The 17,514-nt window shown below is 70.4% G+C and carries 11 protein-coding genes; 2 read left to right on the top strand and 9 right to left on the bottom strand.

Translation table 11 applies throughout. The features are described 5' to 3' along the window. Window positions 1-133: 133 nt before the first annotated feature. From ACQF4J_RS00635 to ACQF4J_RS00620, 4 genes are all read right to left on the bottom strand, one after another. Complete coding sequence (locus ACQF4J_RS00635) at window positions 134-793, bottom strand: hypothetical protein (protein WP_351581859.1); 660 nt, start codon at window positions 791-793, stop codon at window positions 134-136. Next, window positions 790-6,012, bottom strand: a complete 5,223-nt coding sequence (locus tag ACQF4J_RS00630; protein ID WP_427164155.1) for a DUF6531 domain-containing protein — start codon at window positions 6,010-6,012, stop codon at window positions 790-792. The genes ACQF4J_RS00635 and ACQF4J_RS00630 overlap by 4 nt, the downstream gene beginning before the upstream one ends. A gap of 1,398 nt (window positions 6,013-7,410) precedes the next feature. Continuing rightward, entirely contained in the window at window positions 7,411-9,009 is a 1,599-nt protein-coding gene (locus ACQF4J_RS00625) for a glycerol-3-phosphate dehydrogenase/oxidase (protein WP_427164154.1), read from the bottom strand. Beyond that, entirely contained in the window at window positions 9,006-9,623 is a 618-nt protein-coding gene (locus ACQF4J_RS00620; protein WP_427164152.1) for a TetR/AcrR family transcriptional regulator, read from the bottom strand. The genes ACQF4J_RS00625 and ACQF4J_RS00620 overlap by 4 nt, the downstream gene beginning before the upstream one ends. Window positions 9,624-9,763: 140 nt before the next feature. On the opposite strand from ACQF4J_RS00620, the gene ACQF4J_RS00615 reads away from it, so the two are divergent. Both ACQF4J_RS00615 and ACQF4J_RS00610 read left to right on the top strand, forming a co-directional pair. Beyond that, window positions 9,764-11,353, top strand: coding sequence for an FAD-binding oxidoreductase (locus ACQF4J_RS00615; protein WP_427164151.1), 1,590 nt, complete (start codon window positions 9,764-9,766; stop codon window positions 11,351-11,353). Window positions 11,354-11,390: 37 nt separating this feature from the next. After that, window positions 11,391-12,272 (top strand): diacylglycerol kinase family protein, encoded by an 882-nt coding sequence (locus ACQF4J_RS00610; RefSeq protein ID WP_351801506.1) that lies wholly within the window; start codon window positions 11,391-11,393, stop codon window positions 12,270-12,272. 356 nt (window positions 12,273-12,628) lie between these two features. On the opposite strand, the gene ACQF4J_RS00605 is transcribed toward ACQF4J_RS00610, so the two are convergent. The 5 genes from ACQF4J_RS00605 to ACQF4J_RS00585 are packed head-to-tail and all read right to left on the bottom strand — an operon-like array spanning window position 12,629 to window position 17,507. Next, the gene (locus ACQF4J_RS00605; RefSeq protein ID WP_427164150.1) at window positions 12,629-13,315 is read right to left on the bottom strand and encodes a hypothetical protein; all 687 of its coding nucleotides are present in this window, start codon (window positions 13,313-13,315) and stop codon (window positions 12,629-12,631) included. A 40-nt stretch (window positions 13,316-13,355) separates the two neighbouring features. Further along, complete coding sequence (locus ACQF4J_RS00600; protein WP_351581873.1) at window positions 13,356-13,880, bottom strand: hypothetical protein; 525 nt, start codon at window positions 13,878-13,880, stop codon at window positions 13,356-13,358. Next, window positions 13,853-15,130, bottom strand: coding sequence for an MCE family protein (locus tag ACQF4J_RS00595; protein WP_427164149.1), 1,278 nt, complete (start codon window positions 15,128-15,130; stop codon window positions 13,853-13,855). Before ACQF4J_RS00595 ends, ACQF4J_RS00600 begins: the two co-directional genes overlap by 28 nt. Further along, window positions 15,127-16,404, bottom strand: coding sequence for an MCE family protein (locus ACQF4J_RS00590; protein ID WP_427164147.1), 1,278 nt, complete (start codon window positions 16,402-16,404; stop codon window positions 15,127-15,129). The genes ACQF4J_RS00595 and ACQF4J_RS00590 overlap by 4 nt, the downstream gene beginning before the upstream one ends. Further along, window positions 16,401-17,507: an MCE family protein gene (locus ACQF4J_RS00585; RefSeq protein ID WP_427168543.1), complete on the bottom strand. Its 1,107-nt coding sequence runs from the start codon at window positions 17,505-17,507 to the stop codon at window positions 16,401-16,403. The genes ACQF4J_RS00590 and ACQF4J_RS00585 overlap by 4 nt, the downstream gene beginning before the upstream one ends. Window positions 17,508-17,514 lie beyond the last annotated feature (7 nt).

The raw sequence follows: 17,514 nt of genomic DNA, 5'->3' as shown, positions 1-17,514 counted from the left end.
AGGATGCCGTGGAACACCCTGCGGTCGGGATGGCGCTTGCGACCGGATGCCGAGCCCGCCCGTTCCAACTCGCCGGTGTGCCGTGCTTCCCGTCGCTCGAGTAGCGGGAAGCACGGCATCATTATCGTCAGTCTCAGTCGTTCCGAGCCGAGTCCACTCTGAGTTTTGCCTGGCGAGCGGCTTCTATGTAGCGCGGCGCGAACTTCATCTCGTATGCCTCGGGCACGTCGTACGGAGACCGCCAGAACTCCGGCACGAAGGTGTCTCTGTCCTCGTGGCAGAGGTGGCATGAGGCGCACCACTCGGTCAGCCAGCCGTAGGCGATCGCGCGAACCCCCTCGAACGTGTCGTCTAGCGGATCGTCCACCCGGTACCAGCGGTGGAGATCCTTCGCACCACACTGCGGGCAGGCCCTTGTGAGATCGGCAAGGGCCGGTTCCGCGTTGAAGGCAGCCCGCCAGGCGTCTAGTAGCTCCGGCGGGACACGCCGCCAGCCGCCGGGACCGAGCAGGGCGAGCTCGTCGACCTCGAACAAATCAAGGTCCCTGGCTTCGAGGGAGCCGAGCATCCTGCACTCACCCGTCACCAGGTCGACGCGCACGGGGCCGATACCGATCGCCATCTGGGACGGGTCGCCGGTCTCCAGGTAGCTACGGGTCTGGTAGCCGAAGTAGGCGGCCTCACCGACCACGGCCCCCTGCCCTTCGATCGGGATCAGGTCCACATCCGAGTTGAGCGGGTCCTCATCCACGTACTTCTGGGCCAGTTCCGCTGCTTGTTCGAGGCTGATCACTTGTCGGTCCTGAGGAAGCCGTAGTTCTGATAGACACTGGGCCTGGCGTGCCCAGTCTGTCCGTCAAGGAAGATCACGTCGCCCTTCACGTTCACCACGTTGAAGACGTGTGAATCACCCGCCTTCGGTCCGTATCCCCAGACGATACCGCGAGCGCCGTCTCCACCGGCCAGGACTTCGCGCACGATCTGGCTCAGGTTCATGCTGATGAACGGTTTGCCGCCGTAGAGATTGCTGATCGTCGATTCGGACCCCCGCCCGAGGCTCCCCGGGGCGGACGACGGAGCGCCATCGGCCAGCAGCCGGTCGACTGCGACGGCGCAAGCACGGCAGTTGTGGGTTCCACTCTGGGGGTTGACCAGCTTCGTCAGTTCCGGCGTGATGGGTGTCTTGTAGGAGAGCTTGCCCCTTAAGTAGTACACCGTCCCGCCGCCGCCTGCGCCGAATCTCAGGTTCCCGATCGAGGACGCCGCCTCCTCCGGGGATACGGCTGCTCGCCGCCATCCGGTGAGGCCACCGATTCCCACGAGGGCGATCTGCTGGGTCAGTTCGTCAGCGGCCTCGGCGTACAGGTCGGCGAGGGCGTCGCAGCCCTGCTGGCGGAGCAGGTATTCGGCGCGGTAGAGGCGGTAGGCGGGGCGGACGGGGAGGTATTTGTCGACGAAGGCTCCGGCGCCGCCGTTCTGGCCGGTGGCGGCGTCGTAGGCGTCCCCGAGGAACTCGAAGGGGGCCTTGAGGCCTTGGAGGAAGCCGTCGCCGAAGATTTTCAGGCCTTCGCCGAGGCTGTCGACGTGCCCGTTGTTGGGGTCGTCGGGGCTCAGGCCGCTGGGGTCGGTGTAGAGGGTGGGGGTGTCGTTCGCGTACGCGTACGCCGTCACGTAGGGGCTGCTGCGCTCCGGGGTTGCTGGGTCGGGGCGGTTGAAGCGGCCCGTCGCCGGGGTGTACTGACGGGCGTGCAGATCGAGGTTGCCGGTGGTGGTCTCGTAGCGGGCGCCCGTGTACGACGGGGTGCTTGTGGGGGCGCCGCTGGTGACCGTGTTCAGGGCGCGAGTGCCGTAGGGGTCGTAGGCCCAGCGCTGGTAGAGGGTGCCGGTGCTGCCCGTGACGTCGACCGGGGAGCCCTGGGTGTCGTGGTGGTAGTAGAAGAGCGCGCCCGCGGCGTTCTTGGTCGCTGTCGGCTGGCCGAGGGGGTCGTAGCGGTAGGACTGCTTGACTGTCCAGGCGCTGTCGTACTCGGTGGCCAGGATCGGCAGCGGGGCGTTGGGGTCCCACTGGGTGCGGCTGGTGACGGTGCCGTCCTTGGCGGCGGTGACCTGGTTGCCGCTCGCGTCGTGGTCAAAGGTGTAGGCGCTGCCGGCGACCGTGGCGGCGGAGATCTGTCCGGCCAGGTCGTAGGTGTAGATGTCGGCGCCCGCCTTGGTCTGGTTGCCTTCGCCGTCGTAGTCGTAGGCGGTGGTCGCGGTGCCGGTGGTCGTCGAAGTGAGCTGGTCGGCGTCGTCGTAGCTGTAACTGGTGGACGCGGTACCCAGCGTGGACGTCAGGCGGTTGCCGACTTTGTCATAGGTGTAGGAGGTGATACGACCGGAGGCGCAGCCGGTGACCCAGGGCTGCGGGGCGCAGCCTGAGGTGAGGCGGCCCGCTGCGTCGTAGGTGAGGTCGTAGCCGCCGGTGCCGACACTGGCCCGGGTGGTGTCGACGTGGGTGGGCAGCCCGGCCGCGGAGAGGGTGAGCGCGGTCTTGGTGACCGTGGTGCCGGACTTGGCGGAGGTGACCGCCGTCAGCCGGCCGGCGCGGTCGTAGGCGCGATCCTCGGTCTCGGTGTTGGGCAGGGTGGAGCGGGTCAGGTTGCCGGCCGCGTCCCAGGTGTAGGTGGTGGTGACGTTGTCGGCGGTCGTCGAGGACGTGCGGCCGTCGTTGTCGTAGGCGTACGAGATGGTGGCGCCATCGGCGTACTTGCGGGTGAGCATCTGCCCGGCGGCGTCGTAGGTGTAGGAGAAGCCCCGGGTCTTCGTGAGGTTGCCGACGTCGTCGTAGCCGAAGTCCTCGGAGATCTTGGAGTTCGCCCGTGAGGTCATCTGCCCGGCGGCGTTGTAGCCGTAGGACACGTCGGGGGTGGAGTCCGAGTAGTCGATCGACGTGAGCAGCGAACGGGGGTCGTACGTGTAGGAGGTCGAACCGCGCGGCGTGGTCTTCTTGGCCAGGTTGCCGTCGGCGTCGTAGTCGTAGGACGTGACGCGGTTCAGCGGGTCGGTGACCGTGGTGAGGTGGCGGGCGGTGTCGTAGCCGTAGGTGGTGACGTGGGTGTTGGCGTCGGTGCGGGTGAGGACGTTGCCGGCCGCGTCGTAGGTGTAGGAGGTCTGGCCGCCGTCGGGGGCGGTCACCGTGGTGAGCTGGTCGAGTTTGTCGTAGCCGAAGCCGGTGGATCGCTTGTCGGCGTCGGTGCGCTTGATGACGTTGCCCACCGCGTCGTAGGCCGTGGTCGTCACGCCGCCGAGCGGGTCGGTGACCGTGGTGAGGTTGCCCGCCGGGTCGTAGCCGTTGGTCGTCGTGTACTGCGCGGGGTCGGCGCCGGTGGCGTTTCCACGCGGATCCACGGCCGTGGCCTGGCGGCCGTCGCCGTCGTAGGTCCAGCTCTCCTTGTTGCCCAGCGGGGTGGTGCGGCGGAGCAGGTTGCCGTCGGCGTCGTAGGCGTAGGTAGTCGTCTTGGTGAGCTGGTTGGTCGTGGTGCTCAGGCGGTTGTTCTTGTCGTAGACGGAGCTGACGCTCTTGCCGAGGGCGTCGGTGACCTTGGTGACGTTGTCGACCGCGTCGTAGGTGTAGGTGGTGGCGTTGCCGAGGGGGTCGGTGACCTTTACCGGGCGGTTGACGTCGTCGTACTCGGTGCTCACGGACGCACCGGTGGGCCCGGTGGCCTTCGTCCGGTTGCCTGCCGCGTCGTAGGCGTAACTCGTCGTGTACGCCGCCGCACTGGCGCCCGAGACGTTGCCGCGTGGCGAGACCGTGCTCAGCAGCCTGCCGACCTTGTCGTAGGTGTGTGTCGTCTTGTCGCCCAGTGGGTCGGTCTCGGAGGTGACGTTGCCGTGGGCGTCGAAGGTGCGGGTGACCGACTGGCCGGAGGCGTCGGTGGTCTTGGTGAGGTTGCCGGCGTCGTCGTAGACGTAGCGGGTGGTGTTGCCCGCGGGGTCCTTGATCGACGTGAGCTGTTCGGCGCCGTTGTAGCCATAGACGGTGGTGCGGCCCAGCGGATCCGTGGCGGAACTGAGCAGGCCGCGGCCGTCGTAGGCGTATTTCGTGGTGTACGCGGCCGGATCGGCGCCCGAGACGTTGCCGCGCGGGTCGGTCTTGGTGAGGATGCGGCCTGCGCCGTCGTAGGTGAAGGTGGTCTTCTCACCCAGCGCAGTGGTCACCGAAGTCCGGTTGCCGGCCGTGTCGTAGCCGTAGACCGTCTTCTTGCCGCGCGGTGTGGTGACGCTCTCCAGCGCGCCGAGGGCGGTGTAGGTATAGACGGTCTTGCCGCTCAGCGGGTCGGTGGTGGTGCTCAGCTGGTTGCTGGTGTTGTACGTGTACAGCGTCTTGTTGCCGCGGCCGTCGGTGTGGCTGGTGACGTTGCCCGCGCTGTCGTAGGTCCAGCTCTCGGAGTAGCCCAGCGACGAGGGTGCGCTGCGGGTGAGCATGTTCCCGGCGCTGTCGTACGTCATTGTCGTCGTGTTGCCGCGCTGGTCGGTGATGTCGACGGGGTGCAGGTAGCGGTCGTAGTCGTAGGAGATGCTCTTGCCGTACGGGTCGATGCTCTCCATCAGCACGTTGCCGGCGTAGACGTCGGTCCAGATGCCACCGTCGGCGGCGGTGGTGTGCGACTCGCGGCTGCCGTCCCAGGTGAAGGTGGTGGTCTTGTTGTTCTGGTCGGTCTGGGTCTTGATCCGCCCGTTGGTGTCGTAGGTGTTCACGACCTTGCCGCCGGCCGGATCCGTGTAGGAGGACAGCCGCTTGTCCGTCCCGTAGGCGTAGGACGAGGTCTTGCCCGCCGGGTCGGTGACCGAGGTCAGCAGGCCGCCGTCGTAGCCGTACGACACCGACGTCCCATCCGGCAGGCTCACCTTGGAGAGCAGGCCGGCGGCATCCAGAGTGAAGTCGGTGGTGCGTCCGGCGGCGTCCTTCACCGAGGTGGGCTTGCCGGAGGAGTACGTGAGGCTCAGGCCCTGTCCGGTGCCGTCGACCATCGAGGTGAGGTGACCTGCGCTGTCGAACGTCCGCTTGGTGTGGTCCAGGGTGGTCAGGGTGTAGGTGCTGCCGCTCTTGGCCAACTTCGCCGTCGAACCGGCCGGCGCGGTGTACGTGCCGTCACTTGCCTGTGTGAAGACGAACTTCGCCCCGTCGTCCGCCTGGTAGGTGATCTTGCCGGATGCAATCGCCAAATTCGAGTCGAAGGGCGTGGACCAACCACGCCCCAGCAGACCGGTCGTGGCCGAGTCCGAGCGGTAACTGCGCTCCAGAGACAACGGGATGCCAGGTCCGACCAGCTTCGCGTCCGTCAGCTGCTCGAAGAACACACCGGTCGCGGTGTTGACCGGGTCGGCGCGGTGCGCCTGCGCGTAGCAGGTGCAGATGCCCGCCTGGGCGCCAGGAATGTCCGGCGTGTAGAACGCCTCCACCAGCGGAGACGTGGTCCCGTTCGGGCTGGCGCTGCCGTCGGTCCCTTCCATGAAGATCCAGGCGTAGTACTTCTTGCCGTCCTGCAGCGCACCGCCGAGCTTGTTCGACGCCCACCAGAAGCACTGGTCCGCAGGGTAGGAGTTGGCCGGCCACCAGCCGTAGCACCAGGCCCCCGTCTCCAGGAACCGGCCCGACGGATCCCCCGTGGACATCTTGATCTCCTGCTGGATGACGAAGTTGCCCGCCGAGTCCAGGACGTACAGCCACATTCCGGAGTACGAGGCGGCCGTGCCGGAGCCGAACTGCAAATGCCCGCCGATGGACAGGTATCCCGGGTAGGCCGACGCGGTCGCCGACACCCAAGCCGGATCCGACGCCGACGCAGCAGCGCTCGTGGTGGCGCCGCTCAACGCGTTCTGGGAGGCCGGACCGCTCTTCGGTCGCTTTGTCGGCCGGGGGTGCGGTTTCCTTGAGGGTTTCCGGGAGGGGGCATGCAGGAAGCCCCGCATGGGGGACAGGTGGTCCTGCGCCTGCTTCACCTGCTTGCGCCGCTCGGCCAGAGTCATGGCCTTCGGCGGTCTCGGGAGATCGGCTGCCGTCCTGGAGCCCGCCGCAGACGCCGACTTCGAAGCCACAGGCCTGTCTGCAAGAGCCGTTGAGGGAGTGATGCCCCCGACGGTTATCAGAGCCAGTGCCAAGACAGCTATGACAAGTCTTCGTGCTTGTGTGTGAACCATGGATCCCCTGTAGTTGAGCCGTAAAAGGTAGGGCGGAGGGATCTTTGGCAGAGGGGGTGGTGGAGGAACCTGCGGCGAATGGATTGGCCGAAAGGTTGAAGGGCTTTTCCTGAAGAGGCTGGTCACATGTGCACTTCGCTCTGTCGACGCAGTGAATGGCGTGAACCTGCCATTGGCTGTCGGGGCCTTACATGAACTCGGCCGTGATGCGCGGTGAATTCCCCTGAACTGCAAGGTGGCTGGAGCTTGCGTCCACCCGGTTCCGAGCTGATGGTCGACGGAGTCATCGGGCCCGGGTGTCGGGAGTCATGAGCGCATCCCCAGCGGTAGCAGTCCTCGGGCTGCCTGAGGGGGGCGCGCGCCGCGGGCGCGGCTCCCGAGCCGGTCTCCATGGACTGTGTCCGCACGGCGCCCAGCGCACTGAGTCGACCGAGCGCACCGAACGAGAGCAGAAACAGCCCGAAGGTCTCGCCGTCCGACCTTGTGGAGACGACCAGCGCGATCAGGTCAGCGGCGGTGACAGTGGGGTCGTCGTACGTCGGCTGAGTCGTTGTGGGGAGGCGGTGCTGTCGCGGTTGCATGTGCTCAGGGCGGAGTTGGCAGGCCTGGACCGCGGGGGCTTGCCAGCAGCGCCCGCTCTTCCGCTGCGGCGTGAGCAACTCGCTCGGCCCCGATGCGGCGAGGCGATTAGAGGGCGTCTACTGCGACCAGGAACTCCAGCGGGTCGGCCGTGCACTGATCGTCCGGCAGAACACCCGCGGCACGCAGTATCTGATCCCGTGGCCGCGCCTTGGCGGTGGCCGCGGGCGGGGACCGGGTCGGGTGTCTGCCTGCGCATGTCGTTCAATGCCGTCCCCGATGAGGGTGGATGAAGGATGCCGTTGTCGCGTCCGTCGGGTCCTCTGAGGTGCCCTGGGTGTGGTGTGTCAGGGTTGCTGGTCGAGCTTTTCGGGCAAGGTTTCGTGGCTGGGGGTCGGGGGTGTGCAAGCGGGCTGCTGTGTGGCCGGCGTGTTCGGGTAGGTGCCGGTAGTGGGTGGCCAGTTCGGGCTGTTGGTCGGCGGCTCGCTCGGATTCGTCTGCCCCTGCTGCTGGGTGGCCCTGAGTGTGAGTGTCACGTCGGTCAGTTGCCGCTGCAGGCGGTCTGCCCTGGCTTCCAGAATTTGCCGGGGTGCGGGCGCTTGGCCGGCCTGGCGGATCCGGGAGTCGGCCGTCTCTCCGTCGATGGCGTCATTTTCCTGCGCGGGGCGGGCGGGTCAGGGGTGTACCGCTGCCGCTTTCTCGAGCGACCTCGCGGGCCACGGGGAGCGCCTGCGCGCGGTCCTCTTCGACCACCCCGATGCGGGTGCGGCGGTCCAGGAGGTCGGACTCGTCCAGTGCACCCTCGTGCCGGACGGCCCACAGGAGTTCGGCGCGGGTGACGGGGTGGCCGGGGAGCACCGGCTCGGCCAGCGCAGGGTCCTGGGCGGCGAGGGCGTGGACCCCCACGGCCTCGGTGCCGTAGCGGCGGACCAGGCGGTGGGGAACGGGCAGTGCGCGCAGCCGTTCGGGGGAGGCGGCACCGGTCAGCGGCAGTCCGGCGGTGGGGGAGGGCGCGGCGCGCAGGTCCCGGGCCGTGACGGCGGCGTCCACGGCGTCCTGTGCCATCCGCCGATAGGTGGTGAGCTTGCCGCCGACCACGGTGGTGACCCCGTCGGGCGAGGTCAGCACGGCGTGCCGGCGGGAGATGTCGGACGTGCGGTCGGGGGAGCCGCCGGTGGAGGCGTCGAGCAGCGGGCGCAGGCCGGCGAAGGCGCCGACCACCTCGTCCCGGCCGATTGGCACGTCCAGGGCCGAGCCCAACACGTCCAGCAGGAAGCCGATGTCGGTCTCGGGCACCTCCGGCACGTCGGGTATCGCGCCCTCGACCGGCTCGTCGGTGAGGCCGACGTACACCCGGCCGTCTCCCTGCGGCAGGACCAGCACGAAGCGGTTGGTCTCGCCGGGGACCGGGATGTGCAGGCCGGTCGGCAGGGCTCCGAGCCGCTGCGAGCGCAGGACCAGGTGGGTGCCGCGGGACGGCCGGATGCGGATGCCGTCGGCGAGGGTGCCCGCCCACACCCCGGTGGCGTTGATCACGGCACGGGCCCTGATCTCGCCCTCCTCGCCGGTGAGTTCGTCGCGAACGCGGGCGCCGGTGCCGGTCAGTTCCAGTGCGCGCACCCGGGTCAGCACTCGGGCGCCGTGCGCGGCGGCCGTCCGGGCCAGGGCCGTCACCAGCCGGGCGTCGTCGGTCACCTTGCCGTCCCATGACAGCAGTCCGCCGCGCAGGCCGGCCGCGCGGACCGCGGGCGCCAGGTGCCGGGCCTCCGTCGCGGACAGTCGGCGCGGCGCGGGCAGCACCGGGCGCGGGGTCCGGGCGGCCAGCCGCAGCATGTCCCCGGCCCGCAACCCGGCCCAGGCCAGCGAGGCCTGGGCCCGGGACACCAGCGGGGTCAGCGGCAGCACGAACGGCTGCGCGGCCACCAGGTGGGGGGCCGTCCGGGTCATCAGCACCCCGCGTTCGACCGCGCTCTCGTGGGCGACGTCGAACTGCGCGGAGGCCAAGTAGCGCAGCCCCCCGTGGATGAGCTTCGAGCTCCAGCGCGAGGTGCCGAAGGCAAGGTCGTGGGCGTCCACCGCGACGACGTCCAGGCCGCGGGCCGCAGCGTCCAGAGCGACGCCGGCCCCGGTGGCGCCGAGCCCGACGACCAGGACGTCGGCCGTCCGGCCGTCCGCGGCCTCGGCCAGTTCCCGGCGGCGCCGGTGTGCGCTCAGGGACGAGCCGGGCGCGACCTCGGTGTGGCTCATGGCGTCAGGGTCCTCTCCAGAAGGGTGCGCAGCTCGCCGAGGAACGCGTCCGAGTCCAGCTCCGGGTCGTCCTCGTCGGTCATCGTGCGCAGGGACAGGGTGAAGGACTGCACGGTCAACAGCAGCGCCCGCGCCTGCCGTTCGGTGTGGCCGGGCCGTACCGAGCCGTCCGCTTGGCCCTCGCGCAGCGCGTCGCCCAGCAGGCCCAGCAGCGCCTCCTGGCTCGCGCCGCGCCGGTCGAGGACGTACGGCAGGAGCAGTTCCGGGTCGACGTCGATGATCTTGCGGAAGAGCGGGTGGGCCCGGAAGGCCTCGACCCCGGCCACCAGTCCGTCCACGATCCGGGTGCGCGTGCCGGTGCCGGCGCCGGGCGCGGGGTCCGGTATGGCCCGGGTGGCCACAGCGATCCACTCCCGCGTCATCAGGTCGCCCACCAGGGTCCGCAGGTCGGGCCAGCGCCGGTACAGCGTCATCCGGGAGACGCCGGCGCGGCGGGCCACGTCGGCGAGCGTGGTGCGCCGCACCCCGACGGCCAGAACACAGTCGCGGACCGCGTCGAGGACGGCGTCGTTGTCCGATCCACCGTCCGAACCGTTGTGACGAATAGGCGTCATGTGTAACAGTGTAACGCCTCGGGGTCGGGGCCGAAGCGGCACGGCCCCGACGGCAAGCCGAGCCGCACGGAGGCGGGCACCCAGGTTCCCCGCGGACCGAGCCCCCGACCAGCACACTGACTTGTGAGGACGACCGTTCAATGGACATGCTGTGGAACGGCTGGGGCGACCCGGCCAAGGCGGCACCGCTGCCCGAGACGGTGACCGGGCTGCTGCGCGACCTGCTCGGTGTCAAGCCGCGCACCACCCCCGTCCTCGGCCTGGAGGACATCCGCCCGCCCGCCCCCACGGCAGCCCCCGCCGCCCTGCGCGCCCTCGCCGCGGCGGTCGGCGACGAGCACGTGCGCACGGACGCGCAGAGCCGGGTCCGTCACACCCGCGGCAAATCCACCCCCGACCTGCTACGCCTGCGTGCCGGCGACGTCAGCGACGTCCCGCAGGCGGTCGCCCTGCCCGCCAGCCACGACGAGGTCCTCGACGTCCTGCGCGCCTGTGCCGCGCACGGCCTCGCCGTCGTGCCCTTCGGCGGCGGCACCTCGGTGGTGGGCGGACTGGCCCCGCAGCGCAGCGCGTTCGTCGCCCTGGACCTGCGCCGGATGAACGGCCTGCTCGACCTCGACCCGGTCTCCCGCACCGCGGTCCTCCAGCCCGGCCTGCGCGCTCCCGAGGCCGAAGCCCTGCTCGCCGCAGAGGGCTTCACCCTCGGCCACTTCCCGCAGTCCTTCGAATGGGCCACCATCGGCGGCTTCGCGGCGGCCCGCTCCAGCGGGCAGGCGTCCGCCGGCTACGGCCGCTTCGACGAGATGGTGCTCGCGCTGACCCTCGCCACCCCCGAGGGCACGATCGAGACCGGCCGCGCCCCCCGCTCCGCCGCCGGACCCGACCTGCGCCAGCTGATCCTCGGCTCCGAGGGCGCCTTCGGCGTCATCACCTCCGTCACCGTACGGATCCGCCCGCTGCCCGAGGTCCGGGTGTACGAGGGCTGGCGGTTCGGCTCCTTCGAGGAGGGAGCCGCCGCACTGCGCCGGCTCGCCCAGGACGGACCCCGGCCGACCGTGCTGCGCCTGTCCGACGAGACCGAGACGCTCATCGGCCTGGCCCAGCCCGACGCCATCGGCGCCAGCCTGACCACGGGCGGCGCTGGCTGCTTGGCGATCACCGGGTACGAGGGGACGGCCGAGGACACCGCGTACCGCCGCGAGCGGGCGGCCGCCGTCCTGGCGGACTGCGGCGGCACCCCGGCCGGCGCCGAGCCGGGCGAACGCTGGGCGCACGGCCGCTACTCCGCGCCGTACCTGCGCGACGCCCTGCTCGACGTCGGCGCCTTCGCCGAGACACTGGAGACCGCGGCCTTCTGGTCCCGCGTCCCCGACCTGTACACCGCCGTCCGCACCGCCCTGACCGACACCCTCACCCAGGCCGGCACCCCGCCGCTGGTGATGTGCCACATCTCCCACGTGTACGAGAACGGCGCCTCCCTGTACTTCACCGTCGTCAGCGCCCAGGGCGAGGACCCGGTGGCCCACTGGACGCCCGCCAAGCACGCCGCCAACGAGGCCGTGCTCGCGGCCGGCGGCACCATCTCCCACCACCACGGGGTCGGCACCGACCACCGCGACTGGTACGTCCGCGAGGCCGGCACCCTCGGCGTCTCCGCCCTGCGCGCCGTCAAGCGCCGACTGGACCCCGAGGGGCTGCTCAACCCCGGCATCCTGCTGCCCACCGACTGACCCACCCGATCCGACCGCCTGCCTCGGAGGCCCACCGATGCGCCAGTACACCGCCGTCATCAACCCCACCGCGGGCGGCTCCACCGGGGCGGCGACCCTGCTCCAACTGGCACGGCTGCTGCGCGCGGCCGGCGCCGAGCTGGAGACCGTGTACAGCCGCAACCTCGCCCACGCCCAGGACACCGCCCGCGAGGCCGGTGAACGCGGCCGGATCGTCCTGGCCGTGGGCGGCGACGGCATCACGGGCGGCATCGGCGGCGCGCTCAGCGGCACCGGGACCGTGCTGGGCCTCGTACCCGCCGGACGCGGCAACGACTTCGCCCGCGCGCTTCACCTGCCCACCGAGCCGGAAGCCCTCGCACAGATCCTGCTGCACGCCGAGCCCCGGCCGGTCGACACCATCGAGGTGGAGTCGGCCGTCCACCCGCGCACGGTGGTCCTGGGCAGCGTGTACGCCGGCGTCGACGCGCAGGCCAACCGCTACGCCAACAACGCCCGCCTGCTGCGCGGCGCCGCCTCCTACTACGCGGGCGGTCTGCGCGCCGTCACCACGTGGCGGCAGGCCGACTACCGGGTCACCGTCGACGGCGAGGAACACCTCCACCGCGGCTACACCGTCGTCGCGGCCAACTCCCCCTACTACGGCTCCGGCCGGCTCATCGCGCCCGACGCGCGCGTCGACGACGGGCTGCTGGACGTGGTGCTGATCCGCGAGGCCCCGCGCAGGCTCTTCTTCACGCTGATGAACGAGCTGAAGACCGGCGCTCACGTCCGCCGCCCCCAAGTGCGCGTCCTGCGCGGCCGGGAGCTGCGCATCGAGGCCGGCCGGCCCGTGCCCTACGGCGCCGACGGCGAGGTGGAGGCCGCCCTCCCGGTCACCGTACGGGTGCGGCCCGGGGACCTGTCGGTGCTGTACTGAGCCCGCAAGATCGCCTCATCCGCCGAGGAGGAAGCCGGCCAGCCGGCCTGCTTGTTCACGATATGCAGTGCTCACCTTCGGTTTCCGACGCCGTTGACATCGCAGTGTGCAGGTGCGTGCCGCGTTGAGAGAGAGCCCTGTGGCGGGCGTCGAGGGCCGACGATCTCGATGTCGTTGTCCACCGAGGACCGGAAGCGGATGTCGGGCTTGGTGAACGAGGCAAAGATGATGTCTTCGGCCGCCGGGTGCCATGCAGCCGCGTCGCCACCACCGCCCGCGGTGAGGGAGGCCCGTCAAGAGAGCCCGCACAAAAACGCCCCCGCGCGGAGGGCGCGGGGGCGGGCCGAAGAGGCTGATCAGAGCGCGTCCACGGCGATCACCTTCCAGCCGTCGGACGTACGGCTCATCGTCATCCGCACCCGGTTCAGGTCCAGGCGGGAGCCCGAGACCTGGGTGCTCTGCGTGACCTGGTTGACGAAGAGCAGGACGGTGACCCTGTCCGGTGCCGCCGAGACGACGGAGGCCGCGGTGACCGACGCCTTCACCACCCCGTGGTACTTCTTCGCCGTCGGCCCGACCACACTCGCCGTCGTCTTCCCGTACTCGTCCCGGAAGTGCCCGGTCAGCCGATCACGCGCCCGGGTGAAGTCGCGGTCCAGATGCCGGTAGTCGTACGACAGCACGACCGGCGCCGCCTTGCGCGCGGCCGTCAGGGCCTGCGCCCGGGCGCTCTCGGCGCGCCGCTCCTGCCCGTACTGCCAGCCGAGCACCGAGACCGCGACCAGGCCCATGACCAGGAGGGCGCCGAGCACCGCGGTGAGCAGCCACCGCCGGGACGGGCGGGCCGGCACCTCGTCCGTCAGGCCCTCGGGTGACGGCTCCGGCGGGTCCTCCCAGCCGTCCGCGGCCGGCGGGTCGATCGTCAGGGTGCGCCCGGTGAGGGGTTCCTCGGGCTGCTTCGGGTCCTCGACCCGCCGGGTGCGCTTGGCCGCCGCACGGGTGGCCGCGTTCATCGCGCGGCTGCGGGCTGTCGGGTTCGCCATCGTCGTACTCCTCACTGGTGGTGGTGACCGGTGGTGCGGGTCAGCCCACGAACTCGACGTCGGAGGTCAGCCAGCGCCCGTCCCGGTAGACCAGGTCGAGCTGCAGCCGATAGGTGCGGGCCTCCCCCTTGGGCACGGCAGTGTTGGTGACCTTGCTGTCGGCGACCACCAGGACGCGGGCCGAGTGCGCGGCGGAGCGGACGATGCCGGCGTCGAGGACCTGCCCCTCGGAGACCGACCTGTTCTCGGCGACGAGCTTGGTCAGGTCCTGGGTCTGCGCGCTGAACTGCTTCTTGAAGTCGCCGGTGGCGCTCTCGAGGACGTTGGCGCTGTCCCGGTCGTAGTGCCGGTAGTCGAGCGAGGTGAAGTTCAGCGCGGACTGGCGGGCGGCAGACAGGATGTCCTGGCGCCGCATGTCCTTCTCGTGCTGGTCGTAGAGGCGCAGGCTCAGCCAGAGAGCGGCTGCCGTGGTCAGGAGGGTCGCCACGACGAGTCCGACCGTGAGTGCCTTCCCGCTCCCGCCGAGTTCCTTCACGGTCAGGCCATAGGACCGACTAGCAGCCATTGCCACGACTCCTTTCCGAACACCGTCTGCTGGCCGCCCGTCGAGCCGATCTCGACGGGCCTTCCGTCCGGGCCGGTCGCGGTGCCGGTCTCCGGGTCGTACGGCGTGACGTACGCCGCCTGGTTCGCGCCGCCCGAAGCTGAGCGTGCGCCGGGGGCGTTCTGCGCGCCCCGTACCGAGGTCTTGCTGCCGCGCGGGGCGGTGCAGCGCGCGTCGGTGTTCGCCGCGCGCGTGCCGGTGTCCGAGGGGTCCCGCCGGGTCGTGCCGTATCCCCGGGTGCACGGCGCCGGGTCGTCGGCGTTCACCACAAGGCCGAAGTGGAAGGTTCCGTCGCCCGGGACGACCGTGTAGCTGCCCGAGACCAGCGCCGGGAAGGTGACGAGCGCCTGCTCGACGCCGGGCAGGTGGGCCAGTGTGACCTGGCCGCCGCTGATCAGGTTGGCCAGCAGGACCGAAAGCTGCGGACCGGTCGACTTCAGCAGGGAGTTGACCTCCTGCGCGGCCGGCGCGGCATTGCCGATCAGCTTGCGCAGGTCCCCGTCGCTCGACTTCAACTGCTCGGTGAGCAGCGCCAGATCGTGCGCGAACGACTTGATCGACGAGCCCTGGTCGGCCTGCGTCTTGAGGACCTTCCGGGAGTCCTCGATCAGCGAGATCGTCTGGGGCAGCGAGTCGGACGCCGACTCGACGAGCGCGTTGCCGGAGTCCACCAGCCGGCTCAGGTCGGGGCCGGTGCCATTGAAGGCCTTGCCCAACTCGTTGACGGTGACCCGGAGATCGTCCTTGCCGACGGAGTTCACCAGCCGGTCCAGGCTGAGGACGAGGTCGGTGGTGGGCAGCGGCACCCGGGTGCTGCCCCGCGGGATCGCGCTGCCGTCGAGGAGGTACGGGCCGTGCGAAGTGCGCGGCTGCAGGTCGACGTACTGCTCACCCACCGCCGAGCGGTTGGCGACCACGGCGAGGGTGTCCGCCGGGATGCGCGGCGCCCCGTCCTTGATGTCGAGGGCGACCGACACACCGTCGTCGCCGGTCAGTCCCAGCGAGCCGACGCGGCCCACCGGCACCCCGCGGTAGGTGACCTCGGCGCCCGGGAAGATGCCCCCGGAGTCGGCGAAGTCGGCCCGCACGGTGTAGCCGCGGTCCAGGAGGCTGTCCACCAGGCCGGTGTACTCGGCGCCGACGTACGACACCCCGACAGCGGTGACGGCGGCGAAGGCGAGCAACTGTGCCTTGACGGTACGGGTGATCACGGCTGGACCCCCTTCAGCATCAGCTCGGCGAGCGCGAGGTCGATCCCCTCGGGTGCGCGGGCGCCGGTGGAGTAGGCGCTTGTGCACACGGGCGGGCACAGCACGTCGCCGCCGCCCGAGGAGGCCGAGGGGGTCGGCAGGCCCGGCGTGCTCGGCAGCGCGGTCGGTGTGGGGACGCTCGGCAGGTCCGGGACGTCCGGGACGTCCGGGAGATCCGGCACGTCGGGCGTGCTCGGCGGCTGCGAACCACCCTTGTCCCCACCGGAGTCGCCGCCCGCCACGTTCCCGTACAGGTCCGCGAGGTCGAGGTCCGCGGTGAGGTGGAGGTTGACGTAGTCGCCCTTGACCGCCTCCGTGGCGCTGCGCGGGAACGGGTAAGTGGTCAGCAGCTCGAGGGAGTTGGGCAGGTCGCTGCCCGCCTTGTTCAGCTGCTGCAGGATCGGCCGGAGCTTCTTGAGGTTCGCGACCGTGTCGTCGTGCGAGGCCTCGACCACCTTGGTGCCGGTCTTGCCGAGCTTCGACAGGGCGGTGAGCATCTTCGTCAGCTTGCGCCGCTCGCCGGCCAGGACCTTCAGCGCGGGCGGCATCGTGTCGACGGCCTTGGCAATGGTCTCCTTCTCCTTGCCGAGCCGCCCCGCGAGCCGGTCGACGGCCTTGATCGCGTGGACGATGTCCGCCTTCTGCTCGTCCAGTCCGCCGACGAACGTGTTCAGCTCCTTCAGCAGCGACCGGACCCGGTTCTCCCGGCCGTCCAGGGCCTTGTTCAACTCCACGGTGATCGTCTTGAGCTGGGCCACCCCACCGCCGTTGAGCAGCGCGGACAACGCGGACAGCACCTCCTCGACCTCCGGGTTGCGGCCGCTGCGGGACAGCGGGATGCGGTCGCCGTCGCGCAGCCGGCCCACGGGGGCCGTGCCGGTCGGGGCGGCGAGCGCCACGTACTTCTCGCCGAGCAGGCTGGTCTGGCGCAGTTCCGCCACCGCGTTGGCGGGCAGCTTCACCGAGTCGGCGACCCTGAGCCGTACACGCGCGTGCCAGCCGTCCAGCTGCACTTTCTCGACCGCGCCCACGGTCACGTCGTCGACCTTCACCGCCGACTGCGGCACCAGGTCCAGGACGTCACGGAACTCTACGGTGACGTGGTAGGCGTGCCCGTCGTCGGCGGCACCGCCGGGCAGCGGGACGTCGTACCAGCCGTTGAACTCGCAGCCGGACAGCAGCAGCGAGCCGACCGCCGCCCAGGCGAAGGTTCCCGCCTTGCGTCGTATGCTCATGCGCTCGCCCCCAGGATCCCGCCGAGCGTCCTGTCGGTCGTGCCCGTCACCGCGGTGCCCTGCGTGGGAAGTTCGGGCAGGGAGTCGAAGAGTTTCGTCAGCTCCTTGCAGTCGGGGTTCTTGCCGCCTTCGTCGCCCGTCGTCCTGAGCAGCGAGCACAGGAGCGAGGCCGGATCCTGGGCCTGCTGGGCGTTGTTGCGGGTGTCGAGGGTGCCGGAGGACGGGTTGTAGGTGTTGTTCAGGTTGGACAGACCGACGGGCGCGACCGTCAACAGCTCGTCCAGCGCGGCCCGTTGGGTGACGAGCACCTTGGTCACCTTGCTGAGGCCCTTCACGTCCGAGGTCAGCGACTTCTTGTTCTTCTTCACGAAGGCGGACACGTCACCCAGCGCCGTGGCGAGGTTCGTGAGCGCCGCCGCGAGGTCCTTGCGCTCGCCCGAGAGCTGCTCGGCGACCTTGGCGAGGCTGGTGTTGAACGACCGCACGCCGTTGTCGTCGGCCGCCAGCGCCGCCGTGAACACCTGCAGGTTCCGTACCGTGCCGAACAGGTCCGTGCGGCCGTCCGACAGTGTGGTGACCGCCTGCGAGAGGTCCTGGACCGTCTGGTTGAGGTTCTCGCCCTGTCCGTCGAGGTTGTCGGCGCTGACCCCGAGCAGCCGCGACAGGGAGCCGTCCTTGTTGGCGCCCTTGGGACCGAGGGCGTCCGCCGTGGTGTGCAGGCTGTCGAAGACGCGGTCCAGTTCCACGGGTACGGCGGTGCGCTTCTCGGGGATGACGGCGCCGTTCCGCAGGACCGGGCCCTTCCGGTACACCGGCAGTAGTTGCACGTAACGGTCGCTGACCACCGAGGAGTTGATGATCGCGGCCTTCGCGTCGGCGGGGACCTTGCGCCCTTCGTCGTACTCGAACTCGACGCGCACCCGGTGGCCCTCGGGAGTGATCTTCCGGACCTCGCCGATGCGGACGCCGAGGACACGGACGTCCGAGCCGGGGTAGATGCCGACGGTGCGCGGGAAGTACGCGGTGACGTGGATCTTCCCGGGGCGCGGCCACAGTGCGTAGGTGAGCGCAGCGATCAGCGCCACAACGGTGACCAGAACCAGGTTCCTC

Source organism: Streptomyces sp. C1-1, from assembly GCF_050214755.1.
Classification (GTDB): Bacteria; Actinomycetota; Actinomycetes; order Streptomycetales; family Streptomycetaceae; genus Streptomyces.
The sequence above is the reverse complement of the archived record's forward strand: the minus strand, read 5'-3'. Positions and strand labels throughout refer to the sequence as shown.

What these genes read in the sequence shown, in the direction of transcription:
- ACQF4J_RS00630 (WP_427164155.1), bottom strand. Translation starts at nt 6,012, where the DNA reads ATGACTCTGGCCGAGCGGCGCAAGCAGGTGAAGCAGGCGCAGGACCAC.
- ACQF4J_RS00625 (WP_427164154.1), bottom strand. Translation starts at nt 9,009, where the DNA reads ATGAGCCACACCGAGGTCGCGCCCGGCTCGTCCCTGAGCGCACACCGG.
- ACQF4J_RS00620 (WP_427164152.1), bottom strand. Translation starts at nt 9,623, where the DNA reads ATGACGCCTATTCGTCACAACGGTTCGGACGGTGGATCGGACAACGAC.
- ACQF4J_RS00615 (WP_427164151.1), top strand. Translation starts at nt 9,764, where the DNA reads ATGGACATGCTGTGGAACGGCTGGGGCGACCCGGCCAAGGCGGCACCG.
- ACQF4J_RS00610 (WP_351801506.1), top strand. Translation starts at nt 11,391, where the DNA reads ATGCGCCAGTACACCGCCGTCATCAACCCCACCGCGGGCGGCTCCACC.
- ACQF4J_RS00605 (WP_427164150.1), bottom strand. Translation starts at nt 13,315, where the DNA reads ATGGCGAACCCGACAGCCCGCAGCCGCGCGATGAACGCGGCCACCCGT.
- ACQF4J_RS00600 (WP_351581873.1), bottom strand. Translation starts at nt 13,880, where the DNA reads ATGGCTGCTAGTCGGTCCTATGGCCTGACCGTGAAGGAACTCGGCGGG.
- ACQF4J_RS00590 (WP_427164147.1), bottom strand. Translation starts at nt 16,404, where the DNA reads ATGAGCATACGACGCAAGGCGGGAACCTTCGCCTGGGCGGCGGTCGGC.